Raw genomic sequence first — 18881 nt, forward strand, 5'->3', positions numbered from 1 at the left:
TCGCTAATGCTCTTCTGGCAGTGCCGCGCGCAGTGCCAAAGACAGATCGCGCTTCGCCATCGTAAGCGCGCCACTGGTGACAGGGATTCGCCCGCGACCGAATTCATCGCGCAGTTCAACGGCGAGTTGATGCGTTTTTGGCAACACGCCATTGTGGCGGATTAACGCACCGGGCTCGCGCCCATCAATAGTGATGTGCAGCTGACCACCACCGCTTTCACCGATTCGCACCGGCACCACCCCCTGAGGCAATTCCTCCCCCTGAGCATTGACGATAATCAGCCGATAATTCGCCGGCTCGGGGCAGGCGACTTGAAAGGCCTGAGCCTGACTAAAGGCCTCACTGTGGGCGCCCGGCCTCAGAGCGCCCAACGGCAACGCAAGAGCGCTTTGTCGCACAGAGCAACGGTGTGCCAAGCCAGCCAGAGCCGCTTGTGTCACTGCCGCCGGCGCCGCTGCGTCCGGCAAATCCGCCACGACAGCTCTACCGTTCAAGGGCCCAGAGGGAAGCTCGACGCCAGGCAAGCGCAAGGATGCCTCCGGAAGAACGCCTTCAGCTGACAGAGTCGGCAGGGGCAGAGCTTTGTCCAGCTCTAATGCCGTGACAGTAAGCGATGCCATCACTAACACCATGTTCGTTATCAGATAATAAAAACGCGTCATACCCGTTTTACGGCTCCTGGCGGAGCGCCCCCGTTGCAGCATCAAAGACAAACTCGGGAATATCATTGCCAATCCGCGGCAGGGAAACGCGGTGTGCCTTGCCCTGCCACACCAGCTCATTAACGCCCGCATGGCCATTTTCGATATAGCTGCCGACACCAAAAACCGGGTAGTCTCGGCCATTCCAGTTAACGGTATCACCGCTTTTCGCGCCATCAATGCGCAATAAAAACCCGGGCGCAGCAACCACCACTTCGACAATGCCCCGCGTGCCCGGCACCACCACCGTGTCACTGCGTTGGTGCGACGTGGTATAACCGTCCGGTAACGAATCAAGGTCGATAGCAAAATTCGTGGGGCGAAAGCCCTGCGCCGGTATCACTACGGTGCCATTGTCATCGGCCGTCACGCCCCCCTCTCCGTAGTCAACGCTAACGCCCGCCAAGCCCGTGTTCACTTCCAGGTACCCAGCCTGACTCGTGAACGGCGGCAGTGTTTTCACCGCCCCACCTGACGTTAAGGCAAGGCCGCCACTGACCCTGGCGCTGGTCGTCGCCGTCTCACCAATACTGCGATACTGAACCCCGGCATTGACGGTGCGCCAGCGTTTTGCCAATTCAAGTTCATTACGCTCTGACTCTGACAGCCGCCCCAACTCCGAAAACACCGACTGATGCCGCAAGTTGGCGCTAAAGCGCTGGTCTTCAGCGTAGAAACTCGCCTCTGCACTGTGAGTGTCCACCTCTACCCCATTAGCGTAACCATATTGCAGGCTGCGCAACGTGCCTGAGCGCCTCGGCGACCATGCCAGGCTGGCGAAATACAGGGGTTGTTCGCCCTCCACCGCACTGGCACCCAGCGACAGCCCCCAGCCGCCTATACTTCTGCTCAGCCGCAGCGCCCCACTGTGACGCCCGTCTACTCGGGTCAATGAGCCACCCAGACTGTTATTCCCTAGGCGTGTTGCGGCGAAAAAACGCTGAAAACTGGCCACGGCCTCGTCACTGCCGAGCCGCCGAAAGCCCTCCACGTAGCGACCGCTATAACCAAATACCACCGCAGGGCTGCGCATCGCAGCGCGGTTAGACACCGACCAAGTATAGGCCCGGCCTTCTCCCCGGTCGCCAACCGACGGCGCAAGGTCGTCGGGGTAGTAATTCTGCGATGCACTAAGCTCAATTTGTGCCACGGGCGTTGCCAGCATCACCCCCAATCCAGCGTTGAGTTGCTCGTCTACCGCTTCGACCAGGCCTTCAACATTAAGCCAGTTCAGCAGGCCATAGCGCACACCGGCAGCCCCCACCCGGCCGTCGTAACGATTGCTATCCTCGCGCAAAAGACCCGCCCCAAGGTCGAAGTCCAACTGGCCACGCCCCAACATTTGCGTCGTACCCAATAGCCGCGCCGACACCTCCTGCACTACGCCAAGCTCGTCGGTAAAACGCAGGGTCACATTACTGCCGTTATCACCGCGGATGTCCTCAAAACGCACGCGTCCGGCGGCAACATTTTCACGGCGAGTGCGCTCACCATCGATAAACAATTCAGCAACCCCGGGTAAGCGCGATACCGTGGCCAGATCATAGGCTGGCGTAATCACCTGCCCGGGCTGTGTGTCGAAGCGCCGGCGAAGACTCAGGCCGGCAAAGCGCTGGGCGCTGCTCAGCGGCCCCGAGGCGGTCACCGCATCGCCCAGCACAACTTCCAGTTGATGCTCTATCACCACATATTCCAGTGAACTACTGCCGCGAAGCCAGCCGCGATCTTCCAGCCACGCAGCATCGTGGCGCAGCACCGCGCCCCCGCCGAGCGAAGCCACCAGCCCAATATCCGCGGCGCTCGTCAGCGTCCTTTGATCGGCCGCCTTTTTTTCGGCTCCCCGCAGCCCCCAATTGATTTGCAAGCCATAGTTGTTTTGCGGCCGAAAGCGGCGCGCCGAGGGCACCATCGACAAGCTAGCCTCCGGCAATAAGCGCGGGTGAACCAATAGCTGCGCCGAAGCGGTGCGCTCATTAAAGCGCACATCTCCAAGGCTGCTCAGCCTAAGGCATTGCTCGCAGCCCGACGCACTTTGCCTTGGCAGCGAAGACAACGCCTCATCATCCAGCAAACGCTTGGGCAGGTCGGCCTCGGCCATTAAAAAATCGCCGGGCAGCGCCTCACTCTCAAACAACACAACCGTGGCCCGCACCGTGCCGGAAAAATCCATATCCACCACGCGCAACGACCCCGACTCAGCGGGCAGAGCAGCCAGCATAGCCAATACGAGGTAGGTAAATACGCTTCTTACACGCCGCACAGCTGCAACCAATTACACCAAAGAAGACGAAAGTGTAATAGTGAGGATTAAGCAAAGCCCTAGCAAAATTTGCTATAGCACCACTACAACACACATATATAACGTGTGTGACACGAGCCGCAGAGCTCGTCCAAACAACAGGAGAAGGAACACACGATGAAGCTACAACAAAGAACCTTGGCCGCGGCCATTTTACTAAGCAGTACAGCAGTGTTTGCGGCTACACCCAACGTATTCACCGGCGAAACCAGTGCCCCGATTACAATCAGCGGGACGATTAGTGAGGTCGTTGCGTGCTCCTTTGGCGGCACCTCGCAAGACGAATCAACCCCAGGTACCGCTGACGGTCTCTCGTTTGCCTTCGGAACTGAAGGCGCCCAGTATGAAGCAACGGCATCTGAAACACTTACAATCAGCTGTAGCGACACGGCCTCTGGAAATAATTATCAAGTTGCAATGACCGTTGCCGGCGCAACTGCAGACTTCTCCAACCGCAGCGCTGATATCTCTGTGACCATTGGAACAGACAGCAAGACAGCCACGCTGGAAGCCTCGGAAGATGACGGCGTGACCTTCACCGCTGTCGATCAAATCGCCACAAGCCTCACTGGCACTGACGGCAGCGTGAGCTACACTTTCAAAGCCACAATATCAGATACCGGCACTTCCTTTGGTAACGTAGCGGCTGATGGCGCCCAGAACCTTTATGTAAAATTTGACGCTGAAACGCCTGAAGAAGAGGATGACTTCGGCTTCCCTGAATTCCCACCAGCATCCTAAATTTGCGAGTTTAAGGCTGCCCTCTCGGGCAGCCCTCTTCCCCAACCAACGTGTTTGTTATGCAGATCCTACAAAATCGGCTTTACGCCTTGCTCACCCTGCTAATTCTGACGCCTCTGTCTTGGGGCAGTGTCACCATGACGCCCTCAGATGCCACACTGTCATCAGACAAGCGCGAAGCGAGCTTTATTCTAAGCAATGACACTGCCAGCGATATTGACGTCAGCCTGAGCATCGCCCCGTGGCTGTCCAACTATCGCGATAATGTGGAGCAGGAAAAGCGGCTGCTCAAAAACAAAGCCCTGCTGGCCTACCCACCGGTCGCACGGGTCGAGCGCGGCGGCCAGCAGGTTTTTCGGGTGATTCTGCGCGACAAAAGCGTGGCCGAGCTCCACCTGTTTCGGCTAAATGTTGCATGGAAGGCCAGCGCTGCCGACGACGAGCAACAAAATCGCGTTAGCTTACAGCCGGGCTATTCCTTTCCGCTGTTTGTTACGGCGGCCAATGCAGGCTACCAGCTGCAATACCACGCCGTTCGCCGCAACAACGACGACTACCTCGTGCTGAAAAATCACGGGGAAAAGCCCGTGTACGTTAAAGCTTATCGCCGCACCGGCGGTGAACACACCCCTTTCTTTGCCTACGCCTGGCCCGGAAAGACCCGCACCTTCAAGCTCCCCACCACCGGCGACGGTGACATCACCCTGCAGCTGCGCACCTATGGCTGGACCAAGAGCCAGCCCCCTGTCCAGCAAGCCACAAAACCATAAATCGCCGCCCCGCTGCTCGGGGTAGCAAAATTTGCTATAGCCGAGCCGCCGCCAAAAACTTACTGTAATTCCCTGCCTAGGCAGCTCCGTAGTGGGCTGCAAAGGACTTACCTTAAGTATGCTGCTGTCCCAGCGCTACTCAGTATTGCGGCTGCAGACAGAGGGAGCGCAAACGCCTTTTTCGCGCACTAATCTCGGCATAACAAGCTGCCTACACCTAACTATGAAAACGCTACGCTCCAGACTGTTTTGGCTATTGTTAACCACCCTCGCTCACGCCGCGCAGGGTTCGGTGTTTGTCACCCCCTCGGAAGCTTATCTTTCACCAACACAAAACGAGGCGACATTCACGGTTGTTAACCAAACAGATCAGCCACTGATTTTTAATTTTGGCTTGAGCCCCTGGCAAGCCAACGGCGTAGACACCGAGGCCGACGAACAGGCCATGCTCAACCGCAGAGTAGTTAAGCTATCAAGCACCCAAACGCCTATTCCGGCGAACAGCAAAATAAATATCACAATTTCCCTCAATGCGGGCGACATTGATGACTTGAGCCTGTTTCGGCTGAACGTCAACTGGCATTCAGAAAGCGACCAAGACAACCTGCATTCCCTGGTGCATTCGCTACCGGTGTTTATTACCGGCGAAAACGCCAAGGAACGCGTGCATTACCGCACGGCACACCGCGGTAATGACCACTACCTCATATTGGAGAATCACGGCAGCAAACCCGCACATATCAATGCCTATCGCTGGCAAAACGGCAAAGCCATTCCTTTCTATGCCTACGCCTGGCCTGGGGTAACCCGGTACTTCAAGTTGCCGAAAGGCGGTGAGGGAGAGATAACACTCAATATAAGTGGGCTGGGCTGGGTCTACAGTGACGACGCGCTGCAGTACGTAAGCATCTACTGAAGCTCCATGTTCAGATACACCTCGCGACGCAACGGTTCAGTTACTCAATGCGCCGTACTGGCTGAGCGTATTTACTTAGAGGCAGGGTTTTGCGGCCGCTTATGCCGCACCAGTTTCTCCGCGACTATACCACTGCACCAGTGCAGCGCGACCGCGCAACTTTAACTTGTCGTAGGCTTTATACAAGTGACTGGAGGCTGTCGACGGGGAGATACCCAAGCGCCGCCCCACTTCCTTGAAGCTGCACCCATCGACAATGCAGCGCACCACATCCATTTCCCGCTCGGTAAGCACATTTGTTGCACGGCGATCGGTGTGCGCGGCGATACGGATGCCTTCGTTGAGGTGCAGCACGCGAATATATAAGCCCTGCCATACAAAGCCTTCCACGTCTGGCGAGGGCAAGGAAAATGGCAGTGACGAACCGCCCCACGAAGGAAGCTGAGCAAGCATATGCGCTTTAAAGGCATTGCAGAAACGCACTAGCTTACCGTCGTTATTAAGCCACGCCACGCCGGTATCCTCAGGAGCAGAGACCATTCGACTGCCAACAAAACGCTGCGCATTATCGGCGGCAGCGACCATGCCCTGCGCCAGCGCATGCCACGCTTCATCCGCCATTTCAAAAGACTTGCCCATTAAACCAAACACAAGCCGGTGGCACCCGTGACTAGCACTGCTGAGCTCACAAACAACGGTTTTGCTCGCAGGGCTATCACTATATTCGCCGAGCAGACTTCGCTTCCGGGCGTCGTCACCGTCACAACCCCACCACTGACAATAAGCCAATGAGAAATCCTCACTTACCTGCCGGCAAAACTCTTCCTCGTATTTGTGTTGGGGCAGCTCTGCAGCCAGCGCATAGAGGTTATTTAAACGATCAACAATATAAGTTGTGGCGAGCATTCGCTTCAGCATCTTTTGCAAACTATGTCACATATTACGCACTATGACACATACAAGATCAACCGAAAAACAGATGAATATGGGTAAATTCCGCCCCATATTACTAACTAAATTGTGGGCTCACTGTCCCTCTGGTATAGTTGCGCGCTGCTATACCGCCCGTAGCTCAGCTGGATAGAGCGTCGCCCTCCGGAGGCGAAGGTCAGAGGTTCGAATCCTCTCGGGCGGGCCATTCGCGGTCTCTTCTCCTTTCTCTTCTGCAGCGCCCCACACCTTCGGCCTAATATTATTGCCAAAATTCTCGATAGGGCTTTGTTACCGGCTATTAGATAATGCGTCTCTCGGATGGATCCGACGGTTTTGCCACGAAGGAACGCAGCTATGTTTAATAACACCCTGAATAACCACCTTATGATTCTCACCGGTGCCATGCTGGTGTTGGCCTTATTCCTCCCAGAGATTCACTAAGCCACGGCCTTACCGACACCACTCGTCCTTGATCTGTAAACATTTGCACCGCGTAAATGTGATAAATCCTTCAGGGAGTGACGAGATGCAACAGCAATTGTTTGAACGTATCCGGGTACAGCGCGCCGTGAGCGACTGTTATTCGTACCTGCGCGACTTTTCCAACATCGAGCAGTGGGATCCGTCAGTGTATCGCGCCGAAAAAATCGAGGCTGCCTCATCGGTGCCCGCTAGCTATCGACTCAGCTTTAACAGGCCCAGCAAACAGCTGACCATGCACTATCGGGAAACCCACGCCGAGGAAAATAAATTGGTGTCCTTGGAGGGCTATTCACTGGCAGATGACGGCGGTGAAAACCCCAGCCGCCTGCACGCCGTGGACGATATCGAATTTGAAGCGCTCGGGCCCGAACTCACCGAAATTCGCTACCGCGCAACGCTCACCTTCGACGGTTTACCGTCGGCACTTTCTCCGCTTTTCAAGCCCGCCCTTAACCGGCTCAGTAAACGCGTGGCAAAGGGGATTGCCGATGCCCTGAGCCCGAAGCCGAGCCCCCGCGCCAAGCCCAAACTGTCAACGCGTATTCACGACCAACTTATCCTGCCCGGCGCCATAAATTTCAGTAAGCACGGCTATTTAAGCATGGCAGACAAAGCGCTGAGCGAACGTATGGACGGCAAGGTCGTGGTGTTAACGGGGCCTACCAGTGGTTTGGGGCTCGCCGCGGCTAAGCTTCTGGCCGGCCTGGGGGCTACGTTGGTACTACTCGGGCGCGGTGACGAGCGCTTGCGGGACTGCACTCGCGATATCCTCAACAGCAGTGGTTGCGAGACCAGTAACATACACTCTTACAACGTCGAGCTATCCTCCCTCGCACAAACCTCGGCGACGGCCAAACAGCTGCTCACTGACTTTCCAAACATTGATGTGCTCATCAACAATGCCGGAGCACTGTTTGCTGAACGTGAAGAAACCGAGGAAGGCAACGAACTTGCCTTGGCCGTAAATCTGCTCAGCCCAGTGCTGCTGAGCAAACTGCTCAGCCCCGCTTTTACTGACAGTTCGCGGATCGTCAATGTTGTGTCTGGCGGCCTGTATTTGTCGGCCCTTCGCCAACAGGACATGCAATGGCGCAAGTCGAAGTACAACGGCAGTGGCGCTTACGCAAACGCGAAGCGAGCGCTGCTGTGCTATACCCAAATTCAACAGCAAGAGACTCTGCCAGCCACCTACGCTATGCACCCAGGCTGGGCGGCCACCCCCGGCGTGGAAAAGTCACTGCCTGCGTTTAACCGACTGATGTCCGGGGTGTTGCGCGACAGCCGAATGGCTGCAGATACCGCAGTTTGGCTGGCATCCACAGCGAAATTACCGCGCAGCGGAGCGCTCTGGCTAGACCGGCAGCCGCACCCGACGTCGGTAATACCAGGCACCGAGCCCAGTGCATCGCAACAAGTCTGGCTAGAACAGTGGCTAGACGACCAACTGGCGCCGTATCTATAACCGGGTAGCCAAGGAGCACGTTATGGGAACACAACAGGAAAGTGTCGCGGTTATTGGTGCCAGCGGCTTTATAGGCCAGGCACTGTGCTGCCAACTGCTCGCTCAGGGCTACAAGGTGCACGCGGTGGGTCGCTCGAAGGCCCATTTACAAGCAATTTTTGAGGATGGGCAAGCTGACATCCAGCTGCATGATTACAGCACCTTGCGTGAAATCGACGCCCATATCGTGGTGAATCTGGCCGGGGAAAACATTGCCGCAAAGCGATGGAGCGCACAGCAAAAAAACCGCCTACTGAGCAGCCGCCTCTCAGCAACTGAGCAAGCAAACGTCGCGGTAAAACACTGGCCGTCACTTCACACCTTCATTAATGCATCGGCGATCGGCATTTATGGCGATGGCGGTGACAAAGCGCTCAATGAAAATTCCCCAATTGGCCGAGGATTCTCTGCTGAACTTTGCCAACGCTGGGAAGAGAGCATCAACAGCCCCTGTAGGACCATTATCGCCAGGTTTGCGGTCGTGCTGGACAGAGACAGAGAGGCCGGCGCTCTGGCGAAAATGCGGCCGGCCTTTTCACTCGGTGTCGGCGCCTACTTCGGCCACGGCAAGCAGTGGCAGGCCTATATCCATCGCCATGACGCCGTTAAAGCGCTACTTTTTTTGATTGAGAACAAGGAGTTAGAGGGGCCGTTCAATATCAGCGGGCCTGAGCCTGTCACAAATCGCAAGTTCAGCCAGTTACTGGCAAATAAACTGCGACGGCCCCTGCTGTTTTCAATTCCTGAATTTGCCGCGAAGATCCTGTTTGGAGAAATGCGGGAGTTATTCTACAGCTCCCAACGCATTATTCCTGACGGCTTACTGAGGGCAGGTTTTTCCTTCGACTTTCCCACCGTTGACCGTATGCTCGACGATGCGCTCCAACACCCCGACAGTCACCAGTAGACGATGTCTCACATTATCTCGCTCTGATCTCGTCTGGTGGCAGAACGAGGAAAAGCTATGATGAAGGTGTCAAGGATGACACCGGTGCATACAAGGACGTATCGCACCACTTGGGTTTTCTGCTAGGCAGTGAAACACCCCATTTTGCAGAGACGGCTTTGCAGCTCTTTCCCAAACTTTGCACAATGGCGGCGTTATACCATCGCTCAGCAAAAGCTCCCTGAGGCACTATCTCCGATCTAGAAAGAATTCACCCCAGCGAATACTGGGGTTTTTTTATTGGGGGTAAAATGCCAATAAGGGCTCTCTGAGCACCCGCACAAAAGAGCCCTTATCTTCTTTTACTTGCCTTTAATGCCCAGCAGTTCCACTTCAAAAACCAGTGCCGCATTGGGGCCAATCATCTGTCCCGCGCCACCAGGGCCGTAGGCCAGGTCAGAGGGGATAAACAGTTTCCACTTGGAGCCGACCTTCATCATCTGCAGCGCTTCAGTCCAACCCTCGATCACACCATTCACAGGGAAGCTTACGGTTTCACCGCGCTGATAGGAGCTGTCAAACACACTGCCATCCAGCAATGTTCCCTCGTAGTGCACTTCTACCGTGTCACTCTCGCTCGGGCGCGCGCCATCACCTTCAGCCAGTACCTTGTATTGCAGACCACTATCGGTGACAACAACACCCTCGGCAGACGCATTTTCAGCCAGAAATGCTTCGGCTTCTTTACGGTTTGTTTCAGCCAGGGCCTGAGATTCTACCTGACGTTCGGCCATCTGCTTTTGCTGGTAAGCCTGCAGCGTTGACATAATCTCTTCATCGCTCATTTTCAGCTCACCGCCGGCAATGGCGTCGCGCACACCCGCGCTAAATGCATCGACATCCAACGGCAAGTCGTCGCCGAATCGCGAACCAATATTTGCGCCAATTCCGTAGCTTACCTTCGCAATCTCGGAATCTAATGATGGTTCAGAGTTATTGCCACCGCAGGCAGCCAGCAACCCGCTCATTACCACCGCACCCACTACTGTTTTTTTCATGAAACTACCTTAGTTTTCAGGGAATTGGGAACCGCCGAGTCATTCGGCGACACCTGTGTCAGACCATAGTCTGCCACAAGCGTTCACATAGACACAGGCGCAGACAAAAATTGGCGCCAACCAGCAGATAGCTTCCCGCCAACAAGTTTGTATAATGGAATTTGACGGTTTTTTAATCATTCCGCGGGCCCACAACTATGGTATTCAATAAAAAGAAAGTAAAAGAGAAGCCCCTGGCCGAGCTGCAGCGCCTCCAGTCAGAACTGGAAACGCTGCGTGCCAAACAGCTCGCCACCCTAGAGAAACAACTACAAGCCATTGAAAAATCAGTAGAAACGCAGAAAGCAAAAACAGAAAAGGCGCGCCACAACCACAGTGAAGCGAAACAGCGGCTGCGCGACAAGCAAGGCGAGAAACCCAGCCTGATCAAGCGGGCAGAAGACAGCCTGACCAGGGCCCAGCAACAGCTGGACGATGCGCAAACCCAGCTTGCAGAGCTACGCAGTGAAGCATTGAGCCTAAAGCTCCAGTTGCGCAAAGAAAAAGCGGTTATAAGAGCGATGAGCGATGCCGAAAAATCGCTCAAAGCGACAAAAAAAGCGCCAGCCGTGACCAAACCGGCAAAAGCAGCTGCAACAAAAAGTACCAAGGCCGCGCCGAAAGAAAGCGCCTCCCCCTCTCCGACCAAAGCCGCATCAAAGCCGAAGCCGAAGTCAAAGCCGGAACCAAAAGCCGCCAAAAAGCCCGAAACGCCTGTAACGCCGGCCAAAAGCCAGGTTCCACCGAAGGCAAAAGCGCCAGCCACGCCGAAAAGCGCTGATGCTACCAGCACTACCGCAACGCTGGCGAAGAAAGCCACACCACGACAACGTCTGCCAAAGCGGATGAGTGACATTCCCAGCCACCCGAATAAGGCCGAAGACCGCTTGGCAAGCCTGTTCGACGACTTCTAACGCCGCCCTCACCGGTCTGTGCGTAGTGCTCTGACGAGACGGTCGAGCATAGACTTCTCGGCGGCCCCGGCAACAGCGCGGATATTACGTTGCAATAATTGCCGCGTTGGCACTTGCTCTGGATTCCAAGGCAAAACTAGCTCCGCGAGCTGTGCCAGCTGCCAGCGCTCGGCCTCAAGCTCCGCCTGTTTCAAGCTCTGATAGGTATCGCGCTGCCGCTCACAGGCCTCGCCGTCCAACGGTCGATTGGCCCGCCGCAACGCGCGAAGCGGCTCTATCAGCGAGGCCTGCAGTGCGCTCGCGCCGCTAACCAGCACTTGCACACGCGGCCCTGTCAGCGGTATGCCGCGCTCGGCCAGATAGGCTGCAACGATAATTAACAGTACGTTCGCCCCGGCTTCATCCTGCAAGGCCACGCAGCATTCGGCGACGCCATCGCGCGCATACCGCTCAAGCGCATAGTCCCACAACACACCGCTTTGTGAAGAATCTGTCTCGCTTGCCATAAAATCTGCCGACTCGCCCATACACCCGCGCTATAATCGCGCCCCATGATTGAACTGATAAATCTCAGCTTACAACGCGGTGGCAAAGCCTTGCTAGAGGAGGCGTCGCTGCGCGTGAATCCGGGCGAGCACATGGCGCTGGTTGGTGCCAATGGCAGCGGTAAATCCAGCCTGTTTAAACTGCTGTGCAATGAACTCAGCTATGACAGCGGCGACCTGCAGATACCTGCGCAATGGCAGATCGCGCAAATGCGCCAGGAAGTAGAAGCCAGCGACCGGCCGGCAATCGAATATGTGATTGACGGCCACCAGCACTACCGCCGTATCGAGGCCGATATCGAGGCCTGCAATGACGACCATCGCCTTGCCGAGCTGTTGGCGGAGATGGAGCTGATCCACGCCTACCAAATTCGCAGCGACGCCGAACAACTCCTGCAGGGGCTGGGCTTTGCGCTGACAGAGGTGGACAAGCCGGTCAGTGACTTTTCAGGGGGCTGGCGCATCCGCCTCAATCTAGCCCAGGCCCTGATGTGCCCATCAGACCTTTTGCTGCTCGACGAACCGACCAACCACTTGGACCTCGACGCCAGCCTGTGGCTGGAACAGTGGCTGCGACGCTATGAAGGTACGCTGCTGCTTATCTCCCACGACCGAGATTTTATCGACGCCTGCTGCGACTTTGTCGTTCACCTGGAACACCATCAGCTCCATCGCTATCGCGGCAATTACAGTGCCTTCGAACGCCAGCGAGCAGAGCGCCTGGCGCAGCAACAGCAAGCCTATGAAAAGCAGCAGGCTGAGCGCGCCCATATGGAAGATTTTGTGCGCCGCTTTCGCGCCAAAGCCAGTAAGGCCAAGCAGGCACAAAGCCGACTTAAAGCCCTTGAGCGCATGAGCGAGATCGCCCCCGCGCATGTGGACTCCCCCTTCCATTTTCGCTTTTATGCGCCGAGCCAGTACTCCGACCCGCTGCTGGGACTCAGTAATGCCGCGCTGGGGTATAGTGAGCCCTTACTCAACAAGGTAAACCTGAGCATTCACCCAGGCAGCAGAATAGGCCTGCTCGGTGCTAATGGCGCGGGTAAGTCGACACTAATGAAGTCCCTCGCGGGGACGCTAACGCCACTCAGCGGGCAGCGCCACAGCGGCGAACACCTGCACATGGGCTACTTCCACCAACACCAGTTGGAGTCTCTGGATCTCAATGCCAGCCCGCTGTTGCAGCTTCAGCGTCTCCGGCCCGACGCCCGAGAGCAGGATATTCGTAACTTTCTCGGCGGCTTTAACTTTAAGGGTGAGCGCGCCGAGGGTAGCTGCTTACATTTCTCCGGCGGTGAAAAAGCGCGCCTTGCACTCGCCATTATTGTTTGGCAGCGGCCCAACGTCCTGCTACTCGATGAGCCCACCAACCACCTGGACCTGGAGATGTGTCACGCGCTCACCAGCGCCCTCCAGGAATTTGAAGGTGCGGTGATTGTGGTCTCCCACGACCGCCACCTGTTGCGCAATACCGTCGACGAGCTACTGCTTGTCGACAATGGCTCGGTTAGCCCCTTCGACGGCAGCCTGGATGACTACCGCCAATGGCTATTGAGCCGCAACAGAGAACTTGGCGATAAGCCGCAGTCGGCCAGCACGGCGCCCGTTGTCGACAAGAAGAAAGCGCGCCAAGACGCCGCCGCGAAACGCGCAAAACTGGCCCCCCTCAACAATGAGATCAAAAAACTAGAGCGGACACTGCAAAAAGTCGCCGAGCAACTGCAGGCCATAGAAGCTCAGCTCGCCGACACCAGCCTGTACGACGAGGCCAACAAACAACAATTGAAAACACTATTGGCTGAGCAGGCGCGCCTGCAAACAGGAAACAACACTGCAGAAGAGGCGTGGCTGGAACTGCAAGAACAACTGGAAGCACTGGCAGACTGAGCCTGCCAGTGCTAGCGGGCTACTTGCCCTGAACCATTGCCATGAAGGCCGCCATGGCTTTTTCAGACTCCGCATCCAGCTGCTGGCTGATGGGCATCTCCGCCATGCGCGCCTTCCACTCAGGCAGACCGGCCACTTCGGCGCAGATATCTCGCTGATACAAGGCGCCGCTAACCAGTTCAACAACGACCAGAGCGTAGCGCAATACAATATCCGCAGCCGTCATCTGCTCACCCATAACAAAGGGCTGAGGCGAAACCAGCGCCGACAGCGCCCGAACGCCCTTGTCGAGTGCCTCAGCAACCTCGGCGACAACGCTGTCATCGGCTTTTGCTGCCCCCAGCACCGCTGGCAGCAACCGGCGAGCAGGAAGCTCTAAATACAGCTCGATAATCTTCATTAACTCCCGACACTTCGCTCGCTGCCACTCGTCACTTGGGAGCAGCGACTGGTCTGGGTAGCGCGCATCCAAGTACTCCACTATCACGCTGGTCTCTGCGAGGAAGCCCTGATCGGTTTCAATGCAAGGCACCTTGCCCAGTGGGCTCTTGCGCAGGTAGTCGGGCTCGGCACTCGGGTATACCGTGACCTCGTCAAAATCAATGCCCTTATGCAACAGGCTGTGCTTAACCATGTTGAAATAATTACTCACAGCAAACCCATAGAGCTTAAGCATGTTGTTCTCCAGATCGAGGTAATAAGCTCATCAGTATAGACACGCGACACAACAGAGTGAAAGCTGACAGGATGGTAAGTTGCTCACCGACAGGACTTTGGCTAAGGTTTCGCTTCCGTATTTTTTGGTGAACACCATGCCCGTTTCTCTGCCCATCGATATCGCCCTTGTGAAAGGCTTTCTCGCCGATGACGAAGCCGATGCCCTGTACCGCCACGGCTGCGAGCAAGCCCCGCGGGGCGCCCTGTTAGAAGTGGGCAGCTATTGCGGAAAATCTACTCTCTATCTTGCCAAGGCTTGCCAGGATAGCGCCCCAGAGAGCGGTGTTGTGTACGCCGTTGACCACCACATCGGCTCAGAAGAACACCAATTGGGGGAAATGTTTCACGACCCCGAGCTGTACAACGCCAACGACGCCCACTTCGACACCTTTGCAGAGTTTCGCCGAAATATCCGTCGCGCTAACTTTGAGCAGTGGGTGGTGCCGCTGGTTGCGCCCTCCGAAGTGTGTGCCAAGCATTGGCAAACCCCGTTAGCAATGGTCTTCATCGATGGTGGGCACAGTCTCGAGGCAGCCCTAAACGACTACCGGTGCTGGACAAGCCACATTCAACGCGGCGGCATTCTGGCTATTCACGACCTATTTCCCAACCCCGAAGAGGGCGGTCAAGCGCCTATTGCTATCTATCGCTTGGCACTTGCCTCCGGCTTATTTGAAGCGGTCGAGCGTGTGAATAGTCTGGGTATTTTGCGGCGCCTGTAAGCTACGACGGTGGGTCGATGTTTGCACCCAAGCTCGCATTGACCCGAAACCAACCCGCAATGCTATGGCGCAGGCGCGCGGCGGGGAGCACTTCGTGGGGAACCGTCTCGCTGAGGAAGACCACCAGGGTTCCCATCGTCGGCTTAACTGACGCCTCCACCTGACCGTCACCACTGTATATCAGCAGCTCACCGCCATCGGCAGAACCCCACTGCGGATTGAGATAGAACACCGTCGACAGTACGCGGTTGCTACGTCCGCGAAAAGCGTCGACATGTTTTTTGTAAAAACTACCCGGAGCGTAGCGCGCAAAATGGCACTCATAATCAAACAAGCCGAGGAAAAGCCGCCGATTGATACCGACGCGCAGCATTTCCATCCACGCCAAATACTCCGCCTCGCTCGGCTCGCTGTCAGAAAACCAGCGTATATGGTCGCTGCGCACAAAGTCGTCGCGCTGATAGGCCTGCTGTCGCCCCACTCCCGCAGGGCGGAAGGCACTGTCATCCAGAGAAGCGACTCGCTGCTGCAACGGGCTCGCTAAGCGGCTGGGAAGCGCAGATTGAATAACCGCGTAGCCGCGCTCCGACAGCGCCGCTGCCAGCTCATCAAACATCGCTTCGCGCGACTGCGCGCTGTCCAATGGCTCTGTTGCCACACCCCCCCCAGAAAATAGCGGCTAGAAAGTCGCGGAGTGTAACCCGCGCCAGCCCTGCCAATACATCTTTTATTTGAGCTGCCGCAGCAACAACAGTAAATCAGGCAAAAACTGCAAGTAGCTGCCGTAATGCCAAAGTTGCTCGCGCAGCGGCGGACGCAGCTGGCGATGCACCTCGTCTAACAATCGGTGCAAGCGTTGCCGACGCCACATCCGGTTCATGCCACACTCAACAAAGGGCGCAGCTAGCGGTGTCAGCAGTAATACGCCCACCATCCCCGCCGCCGCACCACTGATTGAAACCCATGCGGGCACACCAACCCAACTCGACCACCAGGCGGTTAACCAGCCTTGATTGGCAATATATAAAGAGCTGGCTGCCGACGCCCCCAACAGAGACGCGCTGCCAAACAACACTTTGTCACTCAGGCCTCTGCCGGCAAGCCCGAGAGCGAGGAACACCAGCATATCGCGACTGCTATCCTGGCTTAGCCCCCATCGCGCGACAGCTTGCTTCAGGCGCCGCTCAGCCAACTCTGGCTGCAAGGGCGCCAACTCTGACTGCAGCTGCGCGACCGCATTGGGGTCGTAATCTGGGTGAGACGCCAGCCGATTCATCAGCAGCGCTTGCAGCCCATTGAGGTCAATCACGTGGTCTGCCAACAGCTGGGCAACAGCCTGCTCTTTACCGGTAAGCGGCCTGACGCTGTGAGGTCTGCGGCGAACGATCCGCCACAGGCTGCGCGGCAGTGCCGCTAAATCCGCCGGAATATCCCGGCGGTGCTGCCAGTGACGGCGCACAACGGCGGGCAAGGCTCTGAACTCGCGACGGTACACATCATCCAGCCGCTCATGTGCTTGCAGGAAATGCCGGTCGATATCCTCGGCCAGCTCGCTCGCCCACTGCTCCACAGCCTGCGAAGGCTGCCGGCTAGGCCTCACCGCGGCCCCCTGCACTCACTAGGCCCAAGCATTTTTCAAAAATGCCTTGTAAGCTACTGACCATGCAAACAAAATACCCCTATTAACACAGCAAGCGGCCACCGCCATGTCAGAACACACCGAATACGTGAAATGGTTTAGAAATTCCGCACCGTATATCAACGCCCACCGTGGAAAAACCTTTGTACTGATGCTCGGCGGCGAGGCGATAGCCGATGCCAATTTCGCGAATATTGTGCACGATATCGCTTTGCTAAACAGCCTTGGGGTGCGGCTGGTGCTCGTGCACGGCGCCAGACCTCAGATAGAACTGCGCGTCAGCGACGCAGGCCTGTCCAGCCAATTCCACAATGACTTACGCATTACTGACGAACAAGAGCTGCGCTGCGTAACCGATGCTGCCGGCTCACTGCGCGCCCATATCGAAGCCCTGCTGTCGATGGGCGTTGCCAACTCGCCCATGCACGGGGCGGCCATTCGCGTTTGCTCAGGCAACTTTGTCACAGCCCGGCCGATGGGCGTGATCGACGGAGTCGACTTTAAGCACACCGGCGTGGTCCGCAAGGTCGATGCCAGCGCACTCCGCCAGCAGCTGGATCAGCAGGCCATCGTCTTGCTGTCGCCACTCGGCTATTCGCCAACGGGAGAAATCTTCAACCTGAGCGCCGAAGACGTTGCCGTTCATACCGCCGCGACCCTAAAAGCCGACAAGCTGATTTTGCTCACTGGCGCCGCAGGTTTATTAGACAGCGAACAGCGCCTGATCCGCCAGTGTGAGTACCGTGATGTCGATGCCGAGCTGCAACGACAGCCCACCCTGGGAAGAGACAGTATTGTGCAAGCGGTTGTTGACGCCGGAGACCTTGGCATTGATCGCTGCCATATGGTGTCGTATTCCGAGGACGGCGCCCTATTGCAAGAGCTCTTTACTCGCGACGGCGCGGGTACGCTGGTAACCCAGGAACATTACGAGCAACTCCACACCGCCAGCATTGACGATATCGGTGGCATCTTAGCGATAATTGAGCCGCTGGAGGCGAGGGGCGTATTGCTGAAACGCTCGCGCGAACTGTTGGAAAATGAAATCGGTCATTTCAAGATTTTGGTTCGCGATGGCATGGTCATCGCCTGCGCAGCACTTTACCCTTACGCCGAAGCCGGCGCCGGGGAAATAGCCTGCGTCGCCACGCACCCCGACTACCGCGGCGCCGATCGCGCCGAGCGACTGCTGGCCCAACTTGAGCGGGACGCCCGGCAACAGGGGCTAAACCAGGTTTTTGTACTAACCACGCAAACCGCTCATTGGTTTCAAGAGCAGGGCTATGTGCAATGCCCCTTTACCGAATTGCCCGAAGCCAAGCAGAAACTCTACAACTTTCAGCGCAACTCAAAAGCGTTTATCAAAGCACTGTAACGGGGAAGGTAGTTAGATAATGCGAATTCCCCGAATCTATACCTCGCAAGCCCTAAGCAATGGCCAGCAGCTTGAGTTGGAGGAGCGCGCAGCACACTACCTGCTGCAGGTGCTGCGCATGAAAGTGGGCCGCTCTGTGCGCCTGTTTAACGGCGACGGCAACGACTATCTGGCCACCATTTCCGACGCCAACCGGCGCCAGTTGTGGTGCTCGGTCACTGATGTGGACAGCTCGCAGGACTGCGAGTCACCGCTGCGAATCGAGCTTGGCATTGGTCTCTCGAAGGGCGACCGTATGGACTGGGTTGTTCAGAAAGCGACTGAACTGGGCGTTGCGCGGATAGTGCCCTTGCGCAGCGAACGGGTCGATGTGAAGCTCAATGCCGAGCGCGAAGAAAAGAAATGGCGGCATTGGCAGCAAGTCATGATCAGCGCCTGCGAACAATCCGGCCGCAGTCAGCTGGTAGATGTCGCCACCCCTCAGGAACTTGAGCACTGGATCGATAGCTGCCGCGCCGATTACAGAGCGGTACTCAGCCCTCACCACGGCGAGGATGTCGCTCCGCCGCCGGCCCCAAAAAGTGTTGCCTTATTGGTTGGCCCCGAAGGCGGACTCACTGACGATGAGGTTGCCCGCAGCACCGAGCAGGGCTTTAACTGCATGGCCCTGGGGCCGAGAATTCTGCGCACCGAAACGGCACCACTGGCGGCGATCAGTGTTCTTCAGGCGCGCTGGGGAGATTTTGCCTAGCGA

General features: G+C 56.7%; 18 protein-coding genes and 1 tRNA gene. 11 read left to right on the forward strand and 8 right to left on the reverse strand.

Annotated features, from left to right (window positions below):
* Nucleotides 1-3: 3 nt before the first annotated feature.
* Together B3K78_RS08935 and B3K78_RS08940 are read right to left on the reverse strand one after the other, a co-directional pair.
* Nucleotides 4-621, reverse strand: a complete 618-nt coding sequence (locus B3K78_RS08935) for a hypothetical protein (RefSeq protein WP_286695174.1) — start codon at nt 619-621, stop codon at nt 4-6.
* 49 nt (nt 622-670) lie between these two features.
* A complete protein-coding gene (locus tag B3K78_RS08940) occupies nt 671-2962 on the reverse strand; it encodes a fimbria/pilus outer membrane usher protein (protein WP_286695175.1) in 2292 nt (763 codons plus the stop codon).
* 156 nt (nt 2963-3118) lie between these two features.
* Here B3K78_RS08940 and B3K78_RS08945 point away from each other — a divergent pair, with 156 nt between their 5' ends.
* The 3 genes from B3K78_RS08945 (at nt 3119) to B3K78_RS08955 (ending at nt 5428) form a co-directional block, all read left to right on the forward strand.
* Nucleotides 3119-3742, forward strand: a complete 624-nt coding sequence (locus B3K78_RS08945; protein ID WP_286695176.1) for a hypothetical protein — start codon at nt 3119-3121, stop codon at nt 3740-3742.
* A 59-nt stretch (nt 3743-3801) separates the two neighbouring features.
* Complete coding sequence (locus tag B3K78_RS08950; RefSeq protein ID WP_286695177.1) at nt 3802-4512, forward strand: fimbrial biogenesis chaperone; 711 nt, start codon at nt 3802-3804, stop codon at nt 4510-4512.
* 223 nt (nt 4513-4735) lie between these two features.
* Entirely contained in the window at nt 4736-5428 is a 693-nt protein-coding gene (locus B3K78_RS08955) for a fimbrial biogenesis chaperone (protein WP_286695178.1), read from the forward strand.
* 99 nt (nt 5429-5527) lie between these two features.
* Here B3K78_RS08955 and B3K78_RS08960 read toward each other — a convergent pair whose 3' ends face one another.
* Complete coding sequence (locus B3K78_RS08960; RefSeq protein ID WP_286695179.1) at nt 5528-6334, reverse strand: helix-turn-helix transcriptional regulator; 807 nt, start codon at nt 6332-6334, stop codon at nt 5528-5530.
* A 155-nt stretch (nt 6335-6489) separates the two neighbouring features.
* Here B3K78_RS08960 and B3K78_RS08965 point away from each other — a divergent pair.
* The 3 genes from B3K78_RS08965 to B3K78_RS08975 all read left to right on the forward strand — a co-directional run bounded on the left by B3K78_RS08965 (nt 6490) and on the right by B3K78_RS08975 (nt 9252).
* Nucleotides 6490-6566: transfer RNA gene (locus tag B3K78_RS08965), tRNA-Arg, on the forward strand.
* Nucleotides 6567-6887: 321 nt separating this feature from the next.
* Nucleotides 6888-8306 (forward strand): SDR family NAD(P)-dependent oxidoreductase, encoded by a 1419-nt coding sequence (locus B3K78_RS08970; RefSeq protein ID WP_286695180.1) that lies wholly within the window; start codon nt 6888-6890, stop codon nt 8304-8306.
* 22 nt (nt 8307-8328) lie between these two features.
* Nucleotides 8329-9252 carry a TIGR01777 family oxidoreductase gene (locus B3K78_RS08975; RefSeq protein WP_286695181.1) on the forward strand — a complete coding sequence of 308 codons (924 nt, stop codon included), beginning with the start codon at nt 8329-8331 and terminating at the stop codon, nt 9250-9252.
* A 341-nt stretch (nt 9253-9593) separates the two neighbouring features.
* On the opposite strand, the gene B3K78_RS08980 is transcribed toward B3K78_RS08975, so the two are convergent.
* Entirely contained in the window at nt 9594-10289 is a 696-nt protein-coding gene (locus tag B3K78_RS08980; protein ID WP_286695182.1) for an FKBP-type peptidyl-prolyl cis-trans isomerase, read from the reverse strand.
* 197 nt (nt 10290-10486) lie between these two features.
* Between B3K78_RS08980 and B3K78_RS08985 the strand changes: the two genes are divergently transcribed.
* Complete coding sequence (locus B3K78_RS08985; protein ID WP_286695183.1) at nt 10487-11242, forward strand: hypothetical protein; 756 nt, start codon at nt 10487-10489, stop codon at nt 11240-11242.
* A gap of 8 nt (nt 11243-11250) precedes the next feature.
* On the opposite strand, the gene B3K78_RS08990 is transcribed toward B3K78_RS08985, so the two are convergent.
* A complete protein-coding gene (locus B3K78_RS08990) occupies nt 11251-11748 on the reverse strand; it encodes a TIGR02444 family protein (protein WP_286695184.1) in 498 nt (165 codons plus the stop codon).
* Between the two features lie 45 nt (nt 11749-11793).
* Between B3K78_RS08990 and B3K78_RS08995 the strand changes: the two genes are divergently transcribed.
* A complete protein-coding gene (locus tag B3K78_RS08995; protein ID WP_286695185.1) occupies nt 11794-13674 on the forward strand; it encodes an ATP-binding cassette domain-containing protein in 1881 nt (626 codons plus the stop codon).
* A 19-nt stretch (nt 13675-13693) separates the two neighbouring features.
* Here B3K78_RS08995 and B3K78_RS09000 read toward each other — a convergent pair whose 3' ends face one another.
* Nucleotides 13694-14350, reverse strand: a complete 657-nt coding sequence (locus B3K78_RS09000; protein WP_286695186.1) for a glutathione S-transferase family protein — start codon at nt 14348-14350, stop codon at nt 13694-13696.
* Between the two features lie 136 nt (nt 14351-14486).
* Between B3K78_RS09000 and B3K78_RS09005 the strand changes: the two genes are divergently transcribed.
* On the forward strand, nt 14487-15113 hold the full coding sequence (locus B3K78_RS09005) for a class I SAM-dependent methyltransferase (protein ID WP_027873251.1): 627 nt from the start codon (nt 14487-14489) through the stop codon (nt 15111-15113).
* 1 nt (nt 15114) lies between these two features.
* Here B3K78_RS09005 and B3K78_RS09010 read toward each other — a convergent pair whose 3' ends face one another.
* Nucleotides 15115-15771 carry a 2OG-Fe(II) oxygenase gene (locus B3K78_RS09010; RefSeq protein WP_286695187.1) on the reverse strand — a complete coding sequence of 219 codons (657 nt, stop codon included), beginning with the start codon at nt 15769-15771 and terminating at the stop codon, nt 15115-15117.
* Nucleotides 15772-15840: 69 nt separating this feature from the next.
* Nucleotides 15841-16713 (reverse strand): hypothetical protein, encoded by an 873-nt coding sequence (locus tag B3K78_RS09015; RefSeq protein WP_286695188.1) that lies wholly within the window; start codon nt 16711-16713, stop codon nt 15841-15843.
* A gap of 106 nt (nt 16714-16819) precedes the next feature.
* Between B3K78_RS09015 and argA the strand changes: the two genes are divergently transcribed.
* Both argA and B3K78_RS09025 read left to right on the forward strand, forming a co-directional pair.
* Nucleotides 16820-18127: an amino-acid N-acetyltransferase gene (gene argA, locus B3K78_RS09020; protein WP_286695189.1), complete on the forward strand. Its 1308-nt coding sequence runs from the start codon at nt 16820-16822 to the stop codon at nt 18125-18127.
* Between the two features lie 19 nt (nt 18128-18146).
* A complete protein-coding gene (locus B3K78_RS09025) occupies nt 18147-18878 on the forward strand; it encodes a 16S rRNA (uracil(1498)-N(3))-methyltransferase (RefSeq protein ID WP_286695190.1) in 732 nt (243 codons plus the stop codon).
* The last annotated feature ends 3 nt before the right edge of the window (nt 18879-18881 follow it).

This window comes from Spongiibacter sp. UBA1325, assembly GCF_002306875.1.
In the GTDB taxonomy this organism is placed as follows: Bacteria; Pseudomonadota; Gammaproteobacteria; order Pseudomonadales; family Spongiibacteraceae; genus Spongiibacter; species Spongiibacter marinus.

Coding starts and splice junctions, on each gene's coding strand:
- B3K78_RS08935 (WP_286695174.1), bottom strand. CDS start 621: ATGGCATCGCTTACTGTCACGGCATTAGAGCTGGACAAAGCTCTGCCC.
- B3K78_RS08945 (WP_286695176.1), top strand. CDS start 3,119: ATGAAGCTACAACAAAGAACCTTGGCCGCGGCCATTTTACTAAGCAGT.
- B3K78_RS08950 (WP_286695177.1), top strand. CDS start 3,802: ATGCAGATCCTACAAAATCGGCTTTACGCCTTGCTCACCCTGCTAATT.
- B3K78_RS08955 (WP_286695178.1), top strand. CDS start 4,736: ATGAAAACGCTACGCTCCAGACTGTTTTGGCTATTGTTAACCACCCTC.
- B3K78_RS08960 (WP_286695179.1), bottom strand. CDS start 6,334: ATGCTCGCCACAACTTATATTGTTGATCGTTTAAATAACCTCTATGCG.
- B3K78_RS08970 (WP_286695180.1), top strand. CDS start 6,888: ATGCAACAGCAATTGTTTGAACGTATCCGGGTACAGCGCGCCGTGAGC.
- B3K78_RS08975 (WP_286695181.1), top strand. CDS start 8,329: ATGGGAACACAACAGGAAAGTGTCGCGGTTATTGGTGCCAGCGGCTTT.
- B3K78_RS08980 (WP_286695182.1), bottom strand. CDS start 10,289: ATGAAAAAAACAGTAGTGGGTGCGGTGGTAATGAGCGGGTTGCTGGCT.
- B3K78_RS08985 (WP_286695183.1), top strand. CDS start 10,487: ATGGTATTCAATAAAAAGAAAGTAAAAGAGAAGCCCCTGGCCGAGCTG.
- B3K78_RS08990 (WP_286695184.1), bottom strand. CDS start 11,748: ATGGCAAGCGAGACAGATTCTTCACAAAGCGGTGTGTTGTGGGACTAT.
- B3K78_RS08995 (WP_286695185.1), top strand. CDS start 11,794: ATGATTGAACTGATAAATCTCAGCTTACAACGCGGTGGCAAAGCCTTG.
- B3K78_RS09000 (WP_286695186.1), bottom strand. CDS start 14,350: ATGCTTAAGCTCTATGGGTTTGCTGTGAGTAATTATTTCAACATGGTT.
- B3K78_RS09005 (WP_027873251.1), top strand. CDS start 14,487: ATGCCCGTTTCTCTGCCCATCGATATCGCCCTTGTGAAAGGCTTTCTC.
- argA (WP_286695189.1), top strand. CDS start 16,820: ATGTCAGAACACACCGAATACGTGAAATGGTTTAGAAATTCCGCACCG.
- B3K78_RS09025 (WP_286695190.1), top strand. CDS start 18,147: ATGCGAATTCCCCGAATCTATACCTCGCAAGCCCTAAGCAATGGCCAG.